The organism is Burkholderia sp. BCC0397, from assembly GCF_902832865.1.
GTDB lineage: Bacteria > Pseudomonadota > Gammaproteobacteria > Burkholderiales > Burkholderiaceae > Burkholderia.
In genome coordinates, this window is the sequence record NZ_CADFDL010000001.1 from 389794 (window position 1) to 403314 (window position 13521).

The window sequence follows — 13521 nt, forward strand, 5'->3', positions numbered from 1 at the left end:
TTGCAAAAATACGAGAATGGACTAATCTTGTTAGTAAATTCGTTTCGAGACTAACGATCATGTCACACCCTGCCTACGAATCGTATTCCGCTGTGCCGCACGCTTCGGTCGCGCAGATGTCGGCGGCCGGCCTGCGTGCGTTTTTCAACATCGCGCGCGACTGGGAACTGACGATCGACGAGCAGATCGTGCTGCTCGGGTCGCCTGGCCGGTCGACGTTCTTCAAGTGGAAGGCCGCGCCGGAATCGGCGCGCCTGCCGCGCGATACGCTCGAGCGGCTGTCGCTGCTACTCGGTATCTACAAGGGATTGCAGATCCTGCTGCCGCAACCCGCCGCGGCCGATGCGTGGGTCAAGCGGCCCAACGATGCGGCGCCGTTCGGCGGCAAGCGTGCGCTCGACCGGATGCTGGCCGGCAACGTCGGCGATCTGGTGGCCGTGCGGCAATATCTCGACGCGATGCGGGGCGGCTGGGCGTGACGACACCGATCGAAGTTACCCGGTGGCCCACCACCACCGTCGACTGGGCGCCCGCCTATCGCGTGATTCCCACCCGTTTCCCGGCCATCAACCTGTTCGACCGCGTCGCATCGGCGGACGATTTCGACGCGCTGTACGCGCTCGAATCGCTGACCAACGATCGCATCCGCAACGAAGTCGGCACGCTCGACCTCGTGCCGCCCGCCGAGCGCCGCTACGGGCAGGGCTGGGGGCCGATCATGGCCGCGTTCACGCACCTGAATCCGCTGGGCAGCCGCTTTTCGGACGGCAGCTACGGCGTGTTCTACTGCACGCGCTTGCGCGACACGGCGATCGCCGAAACGCGCTATCACAGCGGGCTGTTTCTCGCCGCGACGAAGGAGCCGCCGATGCGCCAGCAGATGCGGCTCTACACCGTGTTCGCGCACGGTGACGTCGCCGACGTGCGCACGTGGCCGCAGCGCGATCCTGCGTTGCTGGATCCGGGCGACTACAGCGCGGGGCAGGCGTTTGGCCGTGCGGTGCGCCATGCAGGCGGCGCGGGGATCGTCTATCCGTCGGTGCGCGACCCGCGCGGCGAGTGTCTGGCCGCGTTCCGCACGACGCTGCTGCGCGACTGCCAGCATGCGGCTTATCTCGAATACAACTGGAACGGCTCGGCCGTCGATGCGGTGTTCGAACTGAATCAGGTCGGCTAGCGTTCGCTTGGCCGGCGCGGCGGCCCGTTGCATTGCGCGGCGCGGGCGCCGGCCGGCGCGTCAAGGCAACGGCCAGTCGCCCGCGTGGCGTTCGCGCGCTTCGGCCTGCGTCATCGACCATGTGCGGCCGGTGCGCGGCTCGGCGAGTGTGAGCCGGCCGGCCGGCGCGAACGCGCCTGTGTCGATGAACCATTGCGCGCCGATCCGCTGCGGCGCACGCACCGGCGTGTGTCCGGTGCAGGTCAGCGACAGTCCGGCCTGCCGCGCCGGATCGGCGAGCCCCTGGACGAGATCGCGGCCCCACATCAGCCGCTCGCGCACGTCGTGCGGATAGCTGCCGGTATCGAGATCCGCGTCCGAGCCGAAAAATTCCGCATGCAGCACATTGAAGCGCGCCGGGCCGTCGCCGACCACGCGCACGAGCGGCAGCGCGTCGACGCGCGCCGCGTGTGCGCGCAGCCGGTCCGGCGGCAGGTCGGCGCCCCAGTCGCCGCCGATCCCGCGCCACGCGTCGGGCGGCAGCTTGCCGCGCGCGACGAGGCTCAGCACTTCCTCGTGATTGCCGCGCACGACGTGGCACCACGGCCGGTCGAGCAGGTCGAGCGCGGTGTCGGAGGCCGGGCCGCGGTCGACGAGATCGCCGACCGAGAACAGCCGGTCGCGGGCCGGATCGAAGCGGACGTCGTGCAGCAGCGCGCGCAGTACGTCGACGCAGCCGTGCAGGTCGCCGACGACGAAGTCGCGGCCGGCTGTGTTCTCGGGATGGCGGCAGAGCAGGGCGGTGGCAGTCATCCTCTTATCTTAGGCGCTCGCGCCCATCGCCACGCCACGATGGAATGGGGATAATCGGGGCGCGTTACCCGCCGGCGCAGTGGCCCTCCCGCGCACCGGCCGAACCCTTTCCATCCGCTTTCGGAATCCCACGATGACGTTTTATCCGCAGGTATTACGCAACCGGCCGCGCATGGTCGCGGCATTCGTCGCCGGCGTGCTGTGCGCGGTGCTGCTGCCGTTTCCGCTGCGCCCGACCGCGCGGGCGCTGATCGGCTGGGATTGCACGGTCTGGCTGTATCTGGTGCTGATGTGGGTGCGCATGGTCACCGCGCATCATCACAAGGTGCGCGAAGTCGCGATCCGCGAGGACGAAAACGCGACGACCGTGCTGACCGTCGTGTGCCTCGCGACCGTCGCGAGCGTGGCGGCGATCGCGATCGAACTCGCGACCGCGAAGAGCGTCGGCTTCAGCGCGGGGCTCAGCCACTACGCGATCACGGGCGCGACGCTGTTCGGCGCATGGTTCCTGATTCCGACGATCTTCACGCTGCACTATGCGCGGCTCTATTACGGCTCGCCGACCAGCGATCGCGCGCTCCGTTTCCCGGACCGGAACCCGGAGCCCGATTACTGGGATTTCCTGTATTTCGCGTTCACGCTCGCGGTCGCGTCGCAGACGGCCGACGTGTCGCTCGCGAACCGCTCCGCGCGGCGCGCGGTGCTCGCGCAGTCGGTCCTGTCGTTCTACTTCAACATGGCCGTGCTCGGCTTGTCGATCAACGTCGCGGCGGGGTTGCTGAACTGATGCCGGTTACTTGAGCAGGTCAGGTCCTGGAGCCAGTACGTGTCGTCATGCGCGCCGCACCGCGATCCACGCACCCCAGAACAGGCTCCCGAAAAAGCGCAGCGGCGCATCGAAGCCCGCGTCGTGCAGCAGCGCGAACACGGCTTCCTCGGACGCGGGCGGATCGGCGCCCTGCAGGATCTTCGCGAGTTGCGCGCGCACGGCGTCGGGCGTGGCGCCCTTCATGCGCCAGCGCTGCTGCCAGGCGTCGAGCAGGCGCGGGTGGTCCGCGTAGCGGCGATGGTTGCCGGCGAGCACGAGCGGCGCGCCGGGCTTCAGGCGCCGCGCGATCGCGTGCAGCAGCGCGGCTTTCGCGTCGTCGCCCGGCACGTGATGCAGCACGCCGATCAGCGTCGCGCCGTCGAACGCGGGCGCGTCGGGCAACGCGTCGACGCCCGCCTCGACGAACGTCGTACGCGCGCCGAAACCCGCGGCTTCGACGTTCGAGCGCGCGAGCGCGAGCATCGGCGCGGACGGGTCGACGGCCGTGAATCGCCAACCCGGTTCGAGCCCGGCCGCGACGCAGATTTCCTGTCCCGTGCCGCCCGCGCCCGCGACGAGCATTCGGGCATCGGCCGCACCGATCGCCGACGCGAGCATGCATGCGGCGAGTTCGTGGCAGGCATCGTAGCCGGCGAGCGCGATGCGCGATTGCTCGGCGTATTCGTGGGCGCGTGACGGATCGAATTTCGCGGCGCTGGCGGGAAGCGACATGGCGGGGTTCCTCGGGTCGGGAGCGGACGAGGTGTCCGCGAGCATGACGCAGAGCGTAGGGGCGCGCGGCCGGCACAACAAGGCGAGCGATCATTCCGGTATGCCAACTACCCGACTCGGCGGCGCGTGCCGATCCCCGGTTTCCAGGGCCGGTTTGCCGGGGTCGATTCGCATTTAAAAATGTCTGATCACGATGCATCGCGGTGGCGAATCCGGCGCATACTCGTTCCTCTCCCCCCGCCTGGCCTTCGCATGCCGGGCCCCGATGCGCTGCGCCATCGGCGCGGCCATGCCGCTCGGTACGCACGAGGAGCGCATGATGTCCGATTGTCCGCACGATCCGTACGCGCAGCACTACATCCATTGTTTGCCGTTTGGCGCGCAGCCCTGCGGCGCGCTCTGCACGACACCGCGCACGCATTTCCGCGTGTGGGCGCCCGGCAGCACACACGTCCAGCTCGAACTCGATACCGGCTACGGCCCGACGCTCGTGCCGATGGCGAGCGCCGGCCCGAACTGGTTCGAAGTCTTCGTCGACTGCGGCGCGGGCGCGCGTTACCGCTATCGTCTCGACGATACCGTGTCGATTCCCGATCCCGCGTCGCGCTCGCAACCCGAGGGGCTCAATGGCCCGAGCGAGGTCGTCGATCCGCGCGCGTTCACTTGGCGCAATACCTTCTGGCACGGGCGCGCGTGGGAAGACATCGCGCTCTATGCGATCCGCCCGCACGCGGTGGGCGGCTTCGACGCCGTGCGCCGCCGCCTGCCGCAGCTCGCGCGCCTCGGCGTGACCGCGCTGGAGCTGCTCGCGTCGCCGCACGACAGCCTGCCGTTCGCGCCGCTCGCGGCCGAAGGCGGCCCCGACGCGCTGAAGGCGCTGATCGACGGCGCGCACGGCTACGGTCTCGCGGTGCTGCTGGAACTCGACTACGCGCGCTTCGGCAGCGGCACCGATGCGCTGCGCCACTATGCAGGGCCGTTCTTCCATACGCGCGACGATCCGCTGCAGGCCGCGCCGCTCGCGCTCGATCATCCGGAAGTCTGCGATTTCTTCTGCGACAACGCGCTGTACTGGATCGACGAATACCGCTGCGACGGGCTGCGCCTGCGCGAAGCCGACCGGATCGGCGTGTCGTGGCTGCGCGAGATTGCGGATCGCGTGCGCGCCGCCGTGCCGGCCGACCGGCTGATCCACCTCGTGCTCGGCAGCGAGCGGCATCCGGCGCATCTCGCCGATACCCATTTCGATGCGCAGTGGAACGGCTGCGGCGAACGCGCGCTGCACCGGCTCACGGGGCGCGACACGTCGGCTCATGAAGGTATTTCCGCGCACCAGTCGATTCACACGCTCGCCCGCGCGCTGACCGCGGCCGGCGCGGCGTACCAGTCGACCGCGCCGGCGGAAGGGATGGCCGCCGAAGGCGGCCTGTCGCTGACGTCGCTCGTGCTGTCCGATGGCGCATGGCGCGACAGCGGCCAAAGCGATCACGAGCAGGCGGCCGGCCTGGCCGGGCTTGCGCTGTCGCTGCTCACGCCGCAGATCCCGCTGATCTTCGACGAAACCGCGCGCGACATCGACCGTGCGCATTTCGTGCAGTCGGCGCTCGCGGTGCGCGCGAAGCTGATCGCGCCGCGGCTGTCCGATTGCCGGCCGCAGGAAGCCCATGCGCTGAAGGCGGACGGCGACGGCGATGCCGACGCGCTGTGCGCATCATGGTGGCTCGCCGACGACGAGACGTTGACGATCGCGTTGAACCTGTCGCCCGATGCGGTGCCGTTCGACGCACCGCGAGGACAGGTGGTATTCGAGACGCCGGCGCGCGCGCGCGACCGGGTCGATGAAGGGGAGTTGCCGCCGTATTCGCTCGTCGCGTGGCTGACGGGCGACGTCAATCGCTACGCGCTGACGCACGACGTGCGTCGCATCGACGACGGGTCGTGGCGCGGGATGCGTCCGAACCTGAACGCATGAGGCGATGAACGCGTGAAGCGCCGGAGCCGGGCGCGGTCGTGCCCGGCAGCGCTGCCGGAAGGCACCGAATTACCAGAACCCGCGAATGCCCGCGATGCCGTACGCGCCGTGATGGCGTGCGTCGTCGAGGTGTGCGCGCGTCATGCCGCCGAGCGCGAACACGGGCATCGCGGCCTGTGCGGCCAGCGTGTCGAATTGCGCCCAGCCGAGCGTCGGCGCGCCGGGGTGGCTGAGCGTCGGCAGTACCGGCGACAGCGTGACGAAATCCGCGCCCGCACGCGCGGCCAGCAGCAGGTCGTCGTGCGAGTGGCACGCGGCGGACACCCAGCGTCCGGCCGGCAGCGGCCGTTGCGCGACGGCGCGCAACGCAGTGCCGTCGAGATGCCAGCCGGCGCCGTCGAGCCGCATCACGCCGGCTGCATCGATCGGGCCGTTCAGCATCAGGTGCGCGCCGGCTGCGTCGCAGCGCGCGAGCGCCGCGGCGGCCAGTGACGCGAACGCGGCCGCGTCGAGCGATTTCACGCGCAGTTGCACGAGCGTTTCGCCGCGCGCGAGCACGGCCGACAGCCGGTCGAGAAACGCGGCCCGATCGGCCGCCGACGCGGATGCCGGTTCCGGCGTGATCACGCAGCAGCGCGGCAGCGGCGCGTTCATCGCGCGATGCGACGCGCGGCCGTCATTCGTCGGCCTCTTTCACGATCTTCGGATAGACGCGCACGAGCACGATACGCGGCCCGTTCATCTTCTTCACGACGACGTCGAAGCGGTCGAACGACACGCGCTGCCCTTCGGTCGGCAGGTCGCTGAGCGCCTGGATCACGAGGCCGCCGACCGATTCCGCGCGGCCTTCGTCGATGTCGATGCCGAGCGCCTGTTCGAGCGACACGACGGGCAGGCTGCCCTTGCCCATCAGCGTGCCGTCGTCGAGGCGGCTCCAGTCGGCATCGCCCTGGCGGAACTCGTCGTGGATCTGGCCGACCAGCGCGCCGAGCAGGTTGTCGAGCGTCAGGAAGCCGATCGGCTTCTCGCCCTTGTTGCCGACCAGCGCGAAGTGCGGGGCGCCCTTGCGGAAGCGGCGGAACAGCTCCAGCGCCGGCGTGTCGGGCTTCACGTACTGGACCGGGCGCACGTAGTCGGAGAGATCCTCGAGCGCGGCGCCCGCGTGACGCGCGAGCAGCAGGTCCTTCAGGTGGATCAGCCCGCTCACCTGTTCGCGCGACGCATCCTCGAACAGCGGATAGCGGCTGAAGCGGTGCCGCGCGACGATCTCCATGTTGTCGGGCAGCGGCAGGTCGCGCCGCAGGCCGATCATTTCATGGGCCGGCCGCATCAGGTCCGACACGGTCATCGACGAAAAATCGAGCGAATGTGCAAGCGTGTTCCACTCGTCGTTGCTGTACGTGCCGCGCGCCGGCTGTGCCGCATTGCCGGCCGCGCTGCGGCGGCTGCGCAGGATCAGCTTCAGTTCGTCGGTCGAGTAGTGCGCATCGCCGCCATGGTCGGCCGACAGCCCCGCGAGCCGCAGCACCGCGTTCGCGCTGTTGTTGAGCACCCAGATCGCCGGATACATCGCCCAGTAGAACGCGTAGAGCGGCAGCGCGACCCACAGGCCGACCTTCTCCGACTGGCGGATCGCCATCGATTTCGGCGCCAGTTCGCCGACGACGATGTGCAGGAACGAGATCAGCGAGAACGCGAACACGAGCGAGATCAGGTGCACGACGCGTTCGGAGTGGACGCCGATCAGGTCGAGCAGCGGGCCGATCAGTTGCGCGAATGCCGGTTCGCCGACCCAGCCGAGGCCGAGCGACGCGAGCGTGATGCCGAGCTGGCACGCGGAAAGATACGCGTCGAGCCGGCCGTGCACGAGGCTGAGGATGCGCCCGCGCAGGCCGTGCTTGCGGGCGAGGGTCTTGACGCGCGTCGCGCGGAGTTTGACGAGGCCGAATTCGGCCGCAACGAAGAACCCGTTCAGGGCCACCAGGAACAACGCGCCGATGAGCGCGAAGATCTGTAACAAAGAATCACTCCGGTTATGACAGGCCCATCAGTATAGGGCCAGAAAGTAATTTGTAATGTGTCGGACGGCCGATCGCTTACACCGGCGCCTCGCAGGGAATCGAGAACGTGAGGGTGGCGGGCGCGCCGTCGGCGAACACGTCGTGCGCGAACGTGCCGCCGTGCGCGAGTGCGACGCGCTGGCACAGCGCGAGCGTCCAAGCGCTGCGTTTCGCGTCGCGCTCGCGCAGCATCTCGCGCCGGGCGAACGATTCGAACATGTGCGGCTGCGCGGGATCGACGAGCACGCCGGCGTTCACGGTGCAGGTGGCGCGCGCGGTGAACTGCGCGCCGTCGCGCGTGCATGCGAACGCGACGCGGCTGCCGGCGGCGCTGGCCTCGACGGCCGCCGTCAGCAGGGTCCAGAGCGCCTGCGCGACGCGTTCGCGATCGACGGTGAGCGACGGCTCGCCGTCCGGCAGCGTCGTGTCGAGCGCGACCTGCCGTGCGTCGGCGAGCGCGAACCGCACGAGCGCGATCGTGTCGTCGAGCAGCGCGCGCAGCGCGAACGGCCGCGGCGCGAGCGCGAGCGTGCGCGTTTCCGCGCGCGGCGCGTCGAGCACGCCATCGATCAGCGCGACCTGCTGGTCGATGCCCGTGCGGATGCCCGCGAGCGCGCGCTGCAGGTTCGGATCGGCATTGGCGAGCTGGCGCTCGAGCACGTAGGCCCAGCTGTGCATCGCATTCAGCGGGCTGCGCAGGTCGTGCGACGCGGTGGAGAGCGCCTGGTCGCGCAGGAACAGCGCCGCCTGGGCGGCGTAGTGCGCTGCGCGTTCGCGCAGCAGGTCGGCGGCGGGATCGGCGGAAATGGACGTCACGGAGCGGGCCTGTCGGAAGCGGTTGGCGTGGAAGTCACGCGAATCGCCATTATAGGGACGGTGGGTGTCACGCCGGCAGCGCGTCCTCGTCCTTTTTCCGTGCGTCGCCGTTCGGCAGCAACTGGCACGCGAGCAGGCCGGCCAGCATCAGCGCGCAGCCGACGAGCGCGCGCAGCGTCAGCGTTTCGCCGAGCGCGGCCCAGCCGGCGATTGCCGCGAACACGCCTTCCATGCTGAAGATCACGGCCGCGTGCGCGGGCGCCGCGTCGCGTTGCGCGACGACCTGCAGCGTATAGCCGACCCCGACCGACAGCAGCCCGCCGTACAGCAGCGTCGGCAGCGCGCTGCGCAGCATCGCGACGCTGACCGGTTCGACCGCCAGGCCGACCGCGAGACACGCGACGCCGCACACGAGAAACTGCAGGAACGCGAGCACGAGCGGATCGTGGCGTTTCGCGAGATGGCCGACCGCCATCACGTGCGCGGCGATGATGACAGCGCCCGCGAGCTGGAACCAGTCGCCGTAGAGCACCGAGAAGTGCTCGTCGATGCTGAGGAAATACAGGCCGATCGCGGCCAGCAATGCGCCGAACCACGTGCCCGCGCCGATCCGGTGGCGCGCGAACACGCCCATCAGCGGCACGATCACGACGTACAGCGAGCTGATGAAGCCGGCGTTCGCGACCCGCGTGTATTGCAGGCCGAACTGCTGCAGCGAGATCGATACGGCGAGCAGCCCGCCGAGCGCGAGGCCCGGCAGCAGCAGCGCCGGTTTGCGCCGGATGGCCGCGAGCTGCGCGCGCGACGCCGGATTCAGCATCAGCAGCGGCACCAGCACGAGCGCGCCGAGCAGGAAGCGCAGCCCGGTGAACAGGAACGGCCCGATCACGTCGAGGCTCAGGCGTTGCGCGACGAAAGCGGAGCCCCAGATCGCGGCGGCCGCGAGCATCAGCAGGTTGGCGCGGAGGTGCTTGCGGGCGTCGGGCTTCATCGGCATTCGTCTGGAGATTGCGGGGCGGAGCCGCTAGTTTACGCCGAGATTGCAAGGCTGTCGGCGAACCTGCGCAGCGCGGCGGCGGCGCGGGCGTCGCGTACGCGCGAATACAGCACGACCTGCGATGGCGGTAGCGCCGGCAACCCGAATTTCGCGCCGACGTCGACCAGCGTGCGCGGGGCGACGCGCCGCGCGAGCGGGCAGACGGCCAGCCCCGCCGCGGCGGCGGCCGCGACCGCCGCGACCCCGCCGCCCGTGAAGCGCTCGCGCCATGGCAGCCCCGCGCGGTCGAGCGCGCGCAGCGCGGCGGCCCGCACACCGCAGGGGCCGGCCAGCACCGCGAGCGGCAGCGGCTCGCCGGCGCGCGGCGCCCAGTCGGGCGCGGCGAGCCAGGCCAGCGGCTCGGTGAACAGCGGCGTGCCGTCGTCGCGCGGCGGATCTTCGCCGGGCTCGTGCCGGACGATCACCGCGTCGAGCCGCCGTTCGTCGTATTGCGGAAGCAGGCTCGTCGACGCCCCGAGATGCATTTCCAGCGACAGCCCCGGATCCTGCCGGTGCAGGCTCGTGAGCACGGCCGGCAGGTCGGGCACCGCGACGTGCTCGCTGACGCCGAGCGACAGGCGGACCGTGCCGGTCGAGATCGCGCCGAGCGCATGCTCGTGCGCGTCGAGCAGCGCGCGGGCGGCCGGCAGGAAATTCTCGCCGTCGGCGGCCAGCTTGACGACGCGCGGCGTGCGCGCCAGCAGCGGCTTGCCGAGATGGGCCTCCAGCCGCTTCAGCTTCAGGCTGACGGCCGATTGTGTGGTGCCGAGCGCATCGGCGGCGCGCGTGAAGCTGGCGAGGTCGGCGACCAGCACGAACGCGCGGACAGCATCGAGATCGAGTACTTTCATTTCAAATGAAAATGAATGAAATATTCATCAATGACTGTTCATTATAGGTTGGCGCGCCTAATCTGACGCTGTGTTTTCGTTCTTCAACGTCACTCACCGACAGGAGCAGGACCATGCCATTCACCCGTATCGCCGTACGCGAAGGCAAACCGGCCGCCTACCGCAGGGCCCTCGTCGACGGCGTGCATCGCGCGCTGATGCAGACCTTCAACGTACCCGAGGACGACATCTTCATGGTCGTGACCGAGCATGCGGCCGAGAACTTCGTGTTCGGCCGTCATTACTACGATATCGAGCGCAGCGACGATCTCGTGATGATCCAGATCACCGCGAACAACACGCGCACGCTCGAGCAGAAGCGGGCGCTGTACCGGACGATCGCCGAGAACCTCGCGCAGGAGCCCGGCGTCCGGCAGCAGGACGTATTCATCAGTCTTGTCGAGGTGCTGAAGGAGAACTGGTCGTTCGGCAACGGCATCGCGCAATACGCCGTCTGACGTGCCGTCTTGACCTGCCACAGGGCGACGGGGCCGGATCGTCGCCTGTGCGTTGGGGCGGCGTGTACTATGGAAGCTGCTTCACGAGCGACGCCGGCGCGGTCGATGCGCCGGCGATCCTTCATGTGCAGGAGCCTCCATGTCGCGTGTGCTGGAAATCGTGTTGTCGCTGTCGCTGGAAGGGTGGCCGGTCAAGGGCGCAAGCCGCGCCCGGGGCGCTCAGCGCGACTTCGGCGCCGAGCTCGTGCGCGCGTGGCGGATCTGCCCGCAGGTCCGGATGCGGCGCGGCCACGAGCGCGTGACGATCGAGCCGAGCCTGATCGAGGAGGCCGAACGGAGCCCCGGCGCGAGCTGGTGGACCTGGGTCGAATCGAACGCGCATGGCACGCGGGTCGTTGCATCGCGCACCGGGGCGTTCTCCCCCGGCGTCACGCAGCGCGAACTGTTCGACGCGGAGCACGCGGGTATCGTCGTCGCGACGCCGCTGCCGATACCCCCGACATGTGCCGCAGCCGATGCCGACGCGCCGGCCGCCGAAATCGACGGCGTTGCACCGCACACCGACGAAGCGCGGGCCCAGGCGTCGGCGCTGCGCATCGTCAGCGAACGGCGGCGCGGGCGCTGGGCCGACGACAGCGGCGTCGTGGTCGAGATGACGCTCGACGACATCACGCTGCACGGCGGCGGCGAGCCGCCGCGCCGCTACGTCGAGCTGCGTCTGGCCGCGCCCGACTGGGAGACCGTCCCCGCGCGCACGGCCGCGCTGCACGCGCTGTTTGCCGCGGCGCGCGAACTGAGCGGCGCGTGGCCCGCCTTCGTGCAACTGACGAGCGTGATCGACCGCGCCTGCGCGGGCGGACCGGTGGCCGCCGCGCTGGTCAAGGCGCAGTCGGTCGACCTGACCGGCATCCGCACGCAGCGCGCCGCGCTGTTCGCGCTGTCCGGCGACATCACCGCGCAATGGCTCGGCAACGAGTGCGGCGTGCTCGCTCGCGACGATCCCGAATTCGTGCACCAGATGCGGGTCGCGTTGCGCCGCCTGCGCACGCTGATGCGCTTCTTCCCGCGCTTCACCGACCGTCAATGGAAGGACACGCTCGGCGTCGACCTGCGCTGGCTCGCCGCGCTGCTCGGCACGGTGCGCGACTGGGACGTGTTCGCGACCGAGAGCCTGCCCGCGCTGATCGAGGCCGACGGCGGCGGCAGCGACTGGGACGGCACGCTCGACGCCGCCCGCGCGCAGTCGATGGCCGTGCGCGTCGAGCTGCGGCAGGCGCTGCATTCGGCCCGCTATGCGCGGCTGACGCTCGGCTGGCTCGAATGGCTGAGCGCGCTCGCGCTGCCGGCGGCCCACGGCGACGCCGCGCCGTCGCTGCGGCGTCACGCGACCAAGCGCGTGCGGCGGCTGTTCGGTCATCTCTACGGATCGCCGTCGCTCACGTCGCTCGACACGGCGGCGCGCCACCAGGTGCGGATCGATGCGAAGCGGCTGCGCTACGCCCTCGAATTCTTCGCGTCGCTGGCGTCGCGCCGCACGCGCAACGAGACGGTCAAGACGCTGGCGCGCGTGCAGAGCGTGCTCGGCGAAGCGAACGACGCGATGGTCGCGCTGCACCATCTCGAGCAACTGGCGGCGCCGCCGTATCAGCTCGGCTTCGTGCGCGGTTACGGCGCCGCGCTCGAACAGCGGGCGGCGCGCGACGCCGAGACGCTGCTGGCCAGCCTGCGGGCGCCCAAGCTCGACGGCAAGCCGGGCTGAGCGCCGCGCGCCGACCCTATAATGGCCGCCCGTTTCCCGCACGCCTGCCGATGATGACCGACGCACCGCATTCTTCCTCGTCCGCCGAACCGCTCGAACTGGGCGGCGAGCTGTGGCTGCGCGCCGGGGAACAGACGCTCGGCGGCGCGACGCGCATCGCGCTGCTCGCGGCGATCGGCGACACCGGTTCGATCACGCGCGCGGCGAAGGCCGTCGGCCTCAGCTACAAGGCCGCGTGGGACGCGGTCGACACGATGAACAATCTCGCCGGCGAACCGCTCGTCGCGCGTTCGACGGGCGGCAAGGGAGGCGGCGGCACGACGCTGACGCCGCGCGCGACGTCGCTGATCGCCGCATTCCGCACGATCGAGCGCGAGCATCGCCGCTTCATCGAGGCCGCGAGCGCGGCCGTTGCCGGCTTCGACGTCGACTGGGCGTTGATCGGCCGGATCGGGATGAAGACCAGTGCGCGCAACCAGTTGTTCGGCAAGGTCGTGTCGATCGTGCGCGGCACCGTCAACGACGAGGTGACGCTTGCGCTGCCCGGCGGGCAATCCGTCGTCGCCGTGCTGACGCACGAAAGCGCCGAGACGCTCGGGCTGCGGGAAGGCGCGAGCGCGTGCGCGCTGGTGAAGGCGTCGTGGGTCGTGCTCGCGGTCGACGATGGCGGGCCCGACCTGAAGGTGTCCGCGCGCAACCGTCTGTGCGGCAGCGTCGAAGCCGTCGCGGCGGGCGCGGTGAACAGCGAGGTGACACTGGCGCTCGACGGCGGCGGGACGCTGACGGCCGTCGTGACCAACGACAGCGTCGACGCGTTGCAGCTCGACGCCGGCCGGCGCGCGATCGCGCTGTTCAAGGCGTCGAGCGTGATTCTGGCGGTGACGGGCTGACCCGGCCGGCAGCGCGGCTCACGTTGGCCGGCGGCCGTCGTGCGGGGCGGGGCGAAGCCGGTGCCGCACTCGTCTGCACCGCACCGGCTTCGTTTCCGCTTTCAGCATGTGCCGCGACGCGGCGTCTCTCA

At 70.1% G+C, this 13521-nt stretch carries 14 protein-coding genes; 7 read left to right on the forward strand and 7 right to left on the reverse strand.

Translation table 11 applies throughout. The features are described 5' to 3' along the window. Positions 1-59 precede the first annotated feature (59 nt). Both HWX03_RS01835 and HWX03_RS01840 read left to right on the forward strand, forming a co-directional pair. Complete coding sequence (locus tag HWX03_RS01835) at positions 60-479, forward strand: MbcA/ParS/Xre antitoxin family protein (protein ID WP_175819125.1); 420 nt, start codon at positions 60-62, stop codon at positions 477-479. Beyond that, positions 476-1177 (forward strand): RES family NAD+ phosphorylase, encoded by a 702-nt coding sequence (locus HWX03_RS01840; RefSeq protein ID WP_175870037.1) that lies wholly within the window; start codon positions 476-478, stop codon positions 1175-1177. The genes HWX03_RS01835 and HWX03_RS01840 overlap by 4 nt, the downstream gene beginning before the upstream one ends. 60 nt (positions 1178-1237) lie before the next feature. Here the strand turns inward: HWX03_RS01840 and HWX03_RS01845 are convergent, their stop codons facing one another. Beyond that, positions 1238-1969, reverse strand: coding sequence for a metallophosphoesterase (locus HWX03_RS01845; RefSeq protein ID WP_175870038.1), 732 nt, complete (start codon positions 1967-1969; stop codon positions 1238-1240). A 133-nt stretch (positions 1970-2102) separates the two neighbouring features. On the opposite strand from HWX03_RS01845, the gene HWX03_RS01850 reads away from it, so the two are divergent. Beyond that, positions 2103-2756, forward strand: a complete 654-nt coding sequence (locus tag HWX03_RS01850) for a DUF1345 domain-containing protein (RefSeq protein WP_175870039.1) — start codon at positions 2103-2105, stop codon at positions 2754-2756. Between the two features lie 45 nt (positions 2757-2801). Here HWX03_RS01850 and HWX03_RS01855 read toward each other — a convergent pair whose 3' ends face one another. Next, a complete protein-coding gene (locus tag HWX03_RS01855; protein ID WP_175819129.1) occupies positions 2802-3509 on the reverse strand; it encodes a class I SAM-dependent methyltransferase in 708 nt (235 codons plus the stop codon). A 319-nt stretch (positions 3510-3828) separates the two neighbouring features. On the opposite strand from HWX03_RS01855, the gene HWX03_RS01860 reads away from it, so the two are divergent. Then, positions 3829-5481 (forward strand): DUF3459 domain-containing protein, encoded by a 1653-nt coding sequence (locus HWX03_RS01860; protein ID WP_175870500.1) that lies wholly within the window; start codon positions 3829-3831, stop codon positions 5479-5481. Positions 5482-5550: 69 nt separating this feature from the next. On the opposite strand, the gene HWX03_RS01865 is transcribed toward HWX03_RS01860, so the two are convergent. The 5 genes from HWX03_RS01865 to HWX03_RS01885 all read right to left on the reverse strand — a co-directional run bounded on the left by HWX03_RS01865 (position 5551) and on the right by HWX03_RS01885 (position 10244). After that, positions 5551-6135: a thiamine phosphate synthase gene (locus HWX03_RS01865; RefSeq protein WP_174433287.1), complete on the reverse strand. Its 585-nt coding sequence runs from the start codon at positions 6133-6135 to the stop codon at positions 5551-5553. A 22-nt stretch (positions 6136-6157) separates the two neighbouring features. After that, on the reverse strand, positions 6158-7501 hold the full coding sequence (locus HWX03_RS01870) for a hemolysin family protein (RefSeq protein ID WP_175870040.1): 1344 nt from the start codon (positions 7499-7501) through the stop codon (positions 6158-6160). Positions 7502-7577: 76 nt separating this feature from the next. Further along, positions 7578-8357 (reverse strand): HAMP domain-containing sensor histidine kinase, encoded by a 780-nt coding sequence (locus tag HWX03_RS01875; protein WP_175870041.1) that lies wholly within the window; start codon positions 8355-8357, stop codon positions 7578-7580. A gap of 67 nt (positions 8358-8424) precedes the next feature. Continuing rightward, positions 8425-9348: a DMT family transporter gene (locus HWX03_RS01880; RefSeq protein WP_175870042.1), complete on the reverse strand. Its 924-nt coding sequence runs from the start codon at positions 9346-9348 to the stop codon at positions 8425-8427. Positions 9349-9386: 38 nt separating this feature from the next. Further along, positions 9387-10244: a LysR family transcriptional regulator gene (locus HWX03_RS01885; RefSeq protein WP_175819132.1), complete on the reverse strand. Its 858-nt coding sequence runs from the start codon at positions 10242-10244 to the stop codon at positions 9387-9389. Positions 10245-10357: 113 nt separating this feature from the next. Between HWX03_RS01885 and HWX03_RS01890 the strand changes: the two genes are divergently transcribed. The 3 genes from HWX03_RS01890 to HWX03_RS01900 all read left to right on the forward strand — a co-directional run bounded on the left by HWX03_RS01890 (position 10358) and on the right by HWX03_RS01900 (position 13390). Continuing rightward, entirely contained in the window at positions 10358-10741 is a 384-nt protein-coding gene (locus HWX03_RS01890; protein WP_175870043.1) for a tautomerase family protein, read from the forward strand. 139 nt (positions 10742-10880) lie between these two features. Beyond that, complete coding sequence (locus HWX03_RS01895) at positions 10881-12500, forward strand: CHAD domain-containing protein (RefSeq protein ID WP_175870044.1); 1620 nt, start codon at positions 10881-10883, stop codon at positions 12498-12500. A 53-nt stretch (positions 12501-12553) separates the two neighbouring features. Further along, positions 12554-13390 carry a TOBE domain-containing protein gene (locus tag HWX03_RS01900; protein WP_175870501.1) on the forward strand — a complete coding sequence of 279 codons (837 nt, stop codon included), beginning with the start codon at positions 12554-12556 and terminating at the stop codon, positions 13388-13390. Positions 13391-13521 lie beyond the last annotated feature (131 nt).

Bases quoted from the DNA above. Each gene is read 5' to 3' on its own strand.
- HWX03_RS01885 (WP_175819132.1), bottom strand. From the start codon at position 10,244: ATGAAAGTACTCGATCTCGATGCTGTCCGCGCGTTCGTGCTGGTCGCC.
- HWX03_RS01865 (WP_174433287.1), bottom strand. From the start codon at position 6,135: ATGAACGCGCCGCTGCCGCGCTGCTGCGTGATCACGCCGGAACCGGCA.
- HWX03_RS01835 (WP_175819125.1), top strand. From the start codon at position 60: ATGTCACACCCTGCCTACGAATCGTATTCCGCTGTGCCGCACGCTTCG.
- HWX03_RS01845 (WP_175870038.1), bottom strand. From the start codon at position 1,969: ATGACTGCCACCGCCCTGCTCTGCCGCCATCCCGAGAACACAGCCGGC.
- HWX03_RS01895 (WP_175870044.1), top strand. From the start codon at position 10,881: ATGTCGCGTGTGCTGGAAATCGTGTTGTCGCTGTCGCTGGAAGGGTGG.
- HWX03_RS01855 (WP_175819129.1), bottom strand. From the start codon at position 3,509: ATGTCGCTTCCCGCCAGCGCCGCGAAATTCGATCCGTCACGCGCCCAC.
- HWX03_RS01880 (WP_175870042.1), bottom strand. From the start codon at position 9,348: ATGAAGCCCGACGCCCGCAAGCACCTCCGCGCCAACCTGCTGATGCTC.
- HWX03_RS01890 (WP_175870043.1), top strand. From the start codon at position 10,358: ATGCCATTCACCCGTATCGCCGTACGCGAAGGCAAACCGGCCGCCTAC.
- HWX03_RS01900 (WP_175870501.1), top strand. From the start codon at position 12,554: ATGACCGACGCACCGCATTCTTCCTCGTCCGCCGAACCGCTCGAACTG.
- HWX03_RS01850 (WP_175870039.1), top strand. From the start codon at position 2,103: ATGACGTTTTATCCGCAGGTATTACGCAACCGGCCGCGCATGGTCGCG.
- HWX03_RS01860 (WP_175870500.1), top strand. From the start codon at position 3,829: ATGTCCGATTGTCCGCACGATCCGTACGCGCAGCACTACATCCATTGT.